Origin of the sequence: Micromonospora sp. CV4, from assembly GCF_003667455.1 — a bacterium.
Classification (GTDB): domain Bacteria; phylum Actinomycetota; class Actinomycetes; order Mycobacteriales; family Micromonosporaceae; genus Micromonospora.
Window position 1 is genome coordinate 1 of the sequence record NZ_RCVI01000448.1, and the last position, 7,039, is coordinate 7,039.

At 73.2% G+C, this 7,039-nt stretch carries 5 protein-coding genes; all 5 read right to left on the reverse strand.

Annotated features, from left to right (window positions below; genetic code table 11):
* Window positions 1-78: 78 nt before the first annotated feature.
* On the reverse strand, window positions 79-2,436 hold the full coding sequence (locus EAD98_RS30375; RefSeq protein ID WP_121657372.1) for a pyruvate dehydrogenase: 2,358 nt from the start codon (window positions 2,434-2,436) through the stop codon (window positions 79-81).
* A 103-nt stretch (window positions 2,437-2,539) separates the two neighbouring features.
* Window positions 2,540-4,039, reverse strand: coding sequence for an Asp-tRNA(Asn)/Glu-tRNA(Gln) amidotransferase subunit GatB (gene gatB / locus EAD98_RS30380; RefSeq protein WP_121657373.1), 1,500 nt, complete (start codon window positions 4,037-4,039; stop codon window positions 2,540-2,542).
* Window positions 4,040-4,052: 13 nt separating this feature from the next.
* Window positions 4,053-5,528: an Asp-tRNA(Asn)/Glu-tRNA(Gln) amidotransferase subunit GatA gene (gene gatA, locus EAD98_RS30385; protein ID WP_121657374.1), complete on the reverse strand. Its 1,476-nt coding sequence runs from the start codon at window positions 5,526-5,528 to the stop codon at window positions 4,053-4,055.
* On the reverse strand, window positions 5,525-5,830 hold the full coding sequence (gene gatC, locus EAD98_RS30390) for an Asp-tRNA(Asn)/Glu-tRNA(Gln) amidotransferase subunit GatC (RefSeq protein WP_053659512.1): 306 nt from the start codon (window positions 5,828-5,830) through the stop codon (window positions 5,525-5,527). Before gatC ends, gatA begins: the two co-directional genes overlap by 4 nt.
* Before the next feature lie 157 nt (window positions 5,831-5,987).
* On the reverse strand, window positions 5,988-7,039 hold a 1,052-nt coding region (locus EAD98_RS30395; RefSeq protein WP_147457534.1), incomplete at its 5' end, for an EAL domain-containing protein.

Consider the following 7,039-nt stretch of genomic DNA (forward strand, 5'->3'; position numbering starts at 1 on the left):
GCTGAGTCCGACGGCCTCCGCGGGGACGACCGGAAACCGTGGTCCAGCGTCCGGGGCGGCGGGCGGCGAGGATGCGGGTCAGCGCAGGGCGAGGGCGGCCAGGGCGGCGTTGACGATGCTGCCGGGCAGCAGGTCGTGCATCTCGTACAGCTCGGAGACGCTGCCGGACTGGCCGAACTCGTCCACCCCCAGAGGCACCGCCGGCGCGCCGAGCGCCGACCCGAGCCAGGCCATCGCGTGCGACGCGGCGTCGTGCACGGTCACCACCGGCACCCGGTCGGCGAACGCGGACCGCAGCGCGCCCGGCACGCTGGGCACCGTCGCCGTCCGCACACCCTGGCGCAGCGTGCGCTGCCAGGCCCGGTAGAGCCGGTCCAGCGAGGTCACGTCCACCACGTGCGCGGCGACGCCCTCCTCGGCCAGTTCCGCGGCGGCGGCCAGTACCTCGGGCAGCACCGCGCCGGAGGCCGCCAGCTGCACCACCGGGGCGTCGGCCAGGTGCGGGTACGCCTGGTGCGCGTCCACCAGCCGGTACGCCCCGGCGACCACCTGCCGGCGCAGCACCGCGTCACCGAGCCGGGCGCGGGCCGCCTCGAACGGGGCCTGGTCCAGCGGGCGGGTGCTCAGCCGGAAGTAGTACGCGCCGTCCTCGGCCGGCGCGGCGGTCGCCGCCGGGGCCGACCCGCCGGCGATCTGCCCGAGCGCGTCGCAGAGCAGCCAGTCCAGACTCGTCGCGAACGCCGGCTCGACGAAGGTCACCCCGGGCAGCTCCAGGCCGACGGAGGCGGCGATGGTGGACTGGTGGGCGCCACCCTCCGGGGCCAGCGTGATGCCCGACGGGGTGCCGGCGACCACGAACCGGGAGCCGGAGTAGGTGCCGTACAGGAACGCGTCCAGGCCCCGCAGCACGAACGGGTCGTAGACCGTGCCCACCGGCAGCAGCGGCTGCCCGGACAGGTCCCAGGACAGGCCGAGCTGGCCGAGCAGCAGGAACAGGTTCATCTCCGAGATGCCCAGCTCGATGTGCTGCCCGGCGGGGCTCTCCGTCCAGCGCAGCATCCGGTCCTCGGTCCAGGAACGCTGCTCGGTGGGGGCGAACACCCCGGTCTTGTTGATGAAACCGGCGAGGTTGGTGGAGGTGGCCACGTCCGGCGCCGTCGTCACCAGGTAGCGCCCGACCTCCCGGTCGCGAGCCAGGTCCACCAGCACCCGACCGAAGACCTCCTGCGTGGAGATCGGCTTGGCTGCGCGTACTCCCGTGCTTTCCGGAACGGTGACCCCCAGCGCCCGCTCGCGGGGCGCGCGGGACAGCGCCTCCCGGCGGGCGCCGGCCCGGATGCCGGCCGGTGACGCCGGGTCGAGGCGGTCCCACTCGGTCTCCGCGGTCAACCCCTGCGCGGCCCGCAGCGTGTCGACCTGCTCGCTGCTGAGCAGCGCCGAGTGGTTGCGCGGGTTGCCGGCGATGGGCAGACCCCAACCCTTCACGGTGTACGCGAAGACGACGCTGGGCCGGTCGGTGACCGCGTCGCACTGGGCGTACGCGTCGAGCATCGCCTGCAGGTCGTGCCCGCCGAGGTCGGTGACGAGCGGGCCCAGCTCCTCGTCGGCAATGCCCTCGACGAAGGCGCCCACCGCAGCGGGGGCGCCGTCCAGGAACTGCTTGCGCAGCGCCGGGCCAACCAGCCCGAACAGCGACTGGTACTGCTCGTTGGGCATCGCGTCGATCCAGTCGCGCAGCACCTCGCCGCCCGGCCGGGCGTACGCCTCGGCGAGCCGCCGGCCGTACTTGACCTCCACGACGTGCCAGCCGGCGGCCTCGAACTGGCCGCGCCACTGGTTGATCCGGATGCCGGGCACCACCCGGTCCAGCGACTGGCGGTTGAAGTCGACCAGCCACATGACGTTGCCCAGGCCGGTCGTGGCCGGGTCGGCGACAGCCTCCCAGATGTTGCCCTCGTCCAGCTCGGCGTCGCCGATCAGCGCGACGAACCGGGAGTGCGGGCGCGCGCCGAAGTGCGCGTCCACGTACCGGCGGGTGGCGGCGGCGAAGAGCGGCGCCGCCGCGCCGAGACCGACCGAGCCGGTGGAGAAGTCCACCTCGTCGGGATCCTTGGTACGCGACGGGTACGACTGGAGGCCGCCGCGGGCCCGCAGCCGCGGCAGGTACGAGCGGTCCAGGTTGCCCAGCAGGTACTGGATGGCGTGGAACACCGGGGAGGCGTGCGGCTTGACCGCCACCCGGTCCTCCGCGTCCAGGTGCGCGAACCAGAGCGCGGTCATCGCGGTGACCAGTGAGGCGCTGGACGCCTGGTGCCCGCCGACCTTCACGCCGTCGCCGGTGACCCGGTCGTGGTTGGCGGCGTCCACGACCCGGGTGGCGAGCCAGAGCACCCGCCGCTGGATCTCGTCGAGGACATCGAGGTCGTGCTGGTTCACGGTGACTCCATCCGGGCGTCGCCGTTGACGCCCTCGCGAGGGGATGCGGTTTGCACGGCGAACGGGCTGACGCATGCTGCGCCAGCCCGTTCGTCCCTACGGATCAGCCCTGGACGCCGAGGCGCTCCAGGACGAGTTCGCGGACGGTCTTCGCGTCGGCCTGACCACGGGTGGTCTTCATGACCGCGCCGACCAGCGCGCCGGCCGCGGCGACCTTGCCGCTACGGATCTTGTCGGCGATGTCGGGGTTGGCGGCGATCGCCTCGTCCACCGCGGCGGTGAGGGCGCCGGTGTCCGACACGACCTCCAGGCCCCGGTTGGTCATGATCTCGGTGGGCGAGCCCTCGCCGTCGACCACGCCCTCCAACACCGCGCGGGCCATCTTGTCGTTGAGCTTCCCGGCGTCGACCAGGCCCTGCAACTCGGCGACCTGGGCCGGGGTGGCACCGATGTCGGCGAGCTCCACGCCGCTCTCGTTGGCCCGGCGGGACAGCTCGCCGAGCCACCACTTGCGGGCGGCGGCCGGCGTGGTGCCGGCGGCGACGGTCGCCTCGATCAGCTCGACCGCGCCGGCGTTCAGCACCGACTGCATGTCCAGGTCGGACAGCCCCCACTGCTGCTGGAGCCGGCGCCGGTGCACCCGGGGCAGCTCCGGCAGGGCGGCCTTCAGCTCGGCGACCCAGGCCGGGTCCGGTGCGATCGGCACCAGGTCCGGCTCCGGGAAGTACCGGTAGTCGGTCGCGGTCTCCTTGGAGCGCCCCGGGGTGGTGTCCCCGGTCTCCTCGTGGAAGTGCCGGGTCTCCTGCGTGATCCGGCCGCCGGCGTCCAGCACCGAGGCCTGCCGCAGCATCTCCGAGCGGACCGCCCGCTCCACCGAACGCAGCGAGTTGACGTTCTTGGTCTCGGTGCGGGTGCCCCACTCCTGACCCGGCAGGTTGAGGGAGGTGTTCACGTCACAGCGCAGGGAACCCTCCTCCATCCGCACGTCCGAGACGCCGAGGGTGCGGATCACGTCCCGCAGCTCGGTGACGTACGCCCGGGCCACGTCGGGGGCGAGCGCGCCGGTGCCCGGAATGGGCTTGGTGACGATCTCGACCAGCGGAATGCCGGCCCGGTTGTAGTCGACCAGCGACTCGGTCGCGCCGTGGATGCGGCCGGTGGCGCCGCCGACGTGCAGCGTCTTGCCGGTGTCCTCCTCGAGGTGCACCCGCTCGATCTCGATCCGCACCGTCTCGCCGCCGACCTCGACGTCCAGGTAGCCGTCGACGCAGATCGGCTCGTCGTACTGGCTGATCTGGAAGTTCTTCGGCATGTCCGGGTAGAAGTAGTTCTTCCGGGCGAATCGGCACCACTCGGCGATGGAGCAGTTCAGCGCCAGACCGATCCGGATGATCGCCTCGATGGCCGCCTTGTTGGCCACCGGCAGCGCCCCGGGCAGGCCCAGGCAGACCGGGCAGACCCGGGTGTTCGGCTCGCCACCGAAGTCGGTCGGGCAGCCACAGAACATCTTGGTGTTCGTGCCCAGCTCGACGTGGGTCTCCAGGCCGATCACCGGTTCGTAGCGCGCGACGACCTCGTCGTACGCGGGCAGCGTCGTCGTCATTCGGGCTCCTGCCTCACAGTGCCGGTGGGGTGAACGTGCCGACCGCGGACTCCAGCGCGGCGGCGACCCGGTACATCCGGTCGTCGGCCATCGTCGGGGCCATCACCTGGAGGCCGACGGGCAGCCCCTCGGACAGGCCGCAGGGCACCGAGATGCCCGGCCCGCCGTACAGGTTGGTCGGGATGGTGAACAGGTCGGCCAGGTACATCTGGTACGGGTCGGCGGTGCGCGCGCCGATCGGGAACGCCACCGACGGGGTGGTCGGCGAGATCAGCGCGTCGACCCGCTCGAACGCGGCGGTGAAGTCCCGCGTGATCAGCGTCCGAACCTTCTGCGCCTGCCCGTAGTAGGCGTCGTAGTAACCCGACGACAGGGCGTACGTGCCGATCATGATGCGGCGCTTGACCTCCGGGCCGAAGCCGGCCTCCCGGGTCAGCGACATGACCTCCTCCAGCGACCGGTTGCCGTCGTCGCCGACCCGCAGGCCGAAGCGGACGCCGTCGAACCGGGCCAGGTTGGAGGAGCACTCGCTCGGCGCGATCAGGTAGTACGCGGGCAGCGCGTGGACGAACGTCGGGCAGGACACGTCGACGATCTCCGCGCCCAGCTTCGCGAGGGCGTCGACCGCCTCGCGGAACGCGGCCATCACACCCGGCTCGGCGCCCTCGCCGACGAACTCGCTGACGATGCCGAGCCGTACGCCGGTCAGGTCACCGGTCGCGCCGAGCTTCGCCGCGGCCACCACGTCCGGCACGGGCTGCGGGATCGAGGTGGAGTCGCGCGGGTCGTGTCCGGCGATCACCTGGTGCAGCAGGGCCGCGTCGAGCACCGTACGGGCGCACGGGCCGGGCGTGTCCAGCGACGAGGAGAAGGCGACCAGGCCGTAGCGGGAGGTGCCGCCGTAGGTGGGCTTCACGCCGACGGTGCCGGTGACCGCGCCGGGCTGGCGGATCGAGCCGCCGGTGTCCGAGCCGATCGCCAGCGGCGCCTCGTACGCGGCCAGCGCGGCGGCGCTGCCACCGCCCGAGCCGCCCGGGATCCGGCTGAGGTCCCACGGGTTGTGCGTCGGGCCGTACGCCGAGTATTCGGTGGAGGAGCCCATCGCGAACTCGTCCATGTTCGTCTTGCCGAGCATGACCGTGCCGGCCTCGCGCAGCCGCTGCACGATCGTCGCGTCGTACGGCGGGCGCCAGCCCTCCAGGATCTTCGAACCCACCGTGGTCGGCACGCCCCGGGTGGCCAGCACGTCCTTCACCGCGACCGGCACGCCGGCCAGCGGACCCAGCTCCTCGCCGGCGGCCCGGCGCTCGTCCACCGCGCGGGCAGCGTCCAGCGCGCCGTCGGTGTCGACGTGCAGGAAGGCGTGCACCCGGTCGTCGACCGCGGCGATCCGGTCCAGGTGGGCCCGGGTCACCTCGACGGCGGAGGTCTCGCCGCCGGCGACCAGGGCGGCGATCTCCGCGGCGGTCATTCTGGTCAGGTCACTCACGAGGCCACATCCTCACTCAGGATCCGCGGTACGCGGAACCGCTGGTCCTCGGCGTCGGGTGCACCCGACAGCGCCTCCTGCGGGGTCAGGCACGGCGTGACCACGTCCTCGCGGAAGATGTTGGTCAGCGGCACCGAGTGCGAGGTCGGCGGGATGTCCGCCGCGGCGACCTCGCCGACCTGGGCGACCGCCTGGAGGATCACGTCGAGCTGGCCGGCGAAGGTGTCCAGCTCCTCCTCGGTGACGGCGAGCCGCGACAGGCGCGCCAGGTGCGCGACCTCCTCGCGGGAGATGGCGGCCATCCGTGCCCCCTTCTGATGTCCTGCTGGTCGGGCGGTGTGCCGATCGCGCGACGGGTGGAGCGTGACGCGCGGTGACCGGAGCGAGTCTATTGTTCCGCTCCGGTGCCGCGTCCACGACTCCCCCTCCGCCAGCCGGTCGCGCCGGGTCGGTGGGCGGTCAGCGGGTGGAACGACGGCCGGCGTCGGGCTCCGGGCCGCCGCTCGGCCGGACCGGTCGGTACCGGGCCAGCCAGGTGACCAGCTCCTCGGCGGGCATCGGCCGGGCGTAGAACCAGCCCTGCGCGGCGTCGCAGCCGGCGGCGTGCAGCATCCGCCAGGTCCGCTCGTCCTCCACGCCCTCGGCGACCACCCGCAGCCCCAGCGCCCCGGCCAGCTCGATCATCGACCGGACGATCGCCGCGTCGTCGGCGTCGTCGGCCATGCCCAGCACGAACGAGCGGTCCACCTTCACCTCGGACAGCGGTAGCCGGCGCAGGTGCTGGAGGGAGGAGTATCCGGTGCCGAAGTCGTCCAGGGCGATGGCCACCCCGATCCTGTGCAGCCGGGAGATGGTGGCCAGGACCCGGCGCGGGTCGGCCATCAGGGCACCCTCGGTGATCTCCAGTTGCAGTCGCTCGGCCGGCACCCCGTAGCGGGCCAGCCGGTCGGCGATCTGGTCGGCGATCTCGCCGGTGTGCAGGTCACGCACGCTCACGTTCAGCGCCGCCCGCAACCCGAGACCGGCCGCCGACCACTTGGCGAGCTGCTCCACCACGTCGTCGACCACCCGCCGGGTGAGCAGCCGCATCACCGCGCTCTGCTCGGCGACCCGGATCAGCTCCTCCGGGTCGACCATTCCCCGCCGCGGGTGCCGCCAGCGCAGCAGCGCCTCGACGCCGACCACCTCGCCGGTCGCGATGGCGATCTGCGGCTGGTAGTACATGGTGATCTCACCGGCGTCGTCGGCGGGCTCACCGCCGGGGTGCGCCCACCCGGTCGGCCCGAGCGGCTGGTCCGGCGTGCCCGGCCCGACCTCGCGTCGCGGACCGCCGCCGTCAGCCAGCGCGGGCACCGGGGCGCCGTTCGGCGATCGCCGCCCGTTCCCCCCGGCGCGCCGGTCCCGCCCCGGACCCGGGCGGGTGCCGGTGACCGTGGCGCGGGTGTTCCGGCCCCGGATCGGGTCGGCGCCGGTGGCGATCCGGTTGATCAGCTCGTCGGCGTGCACCAGCT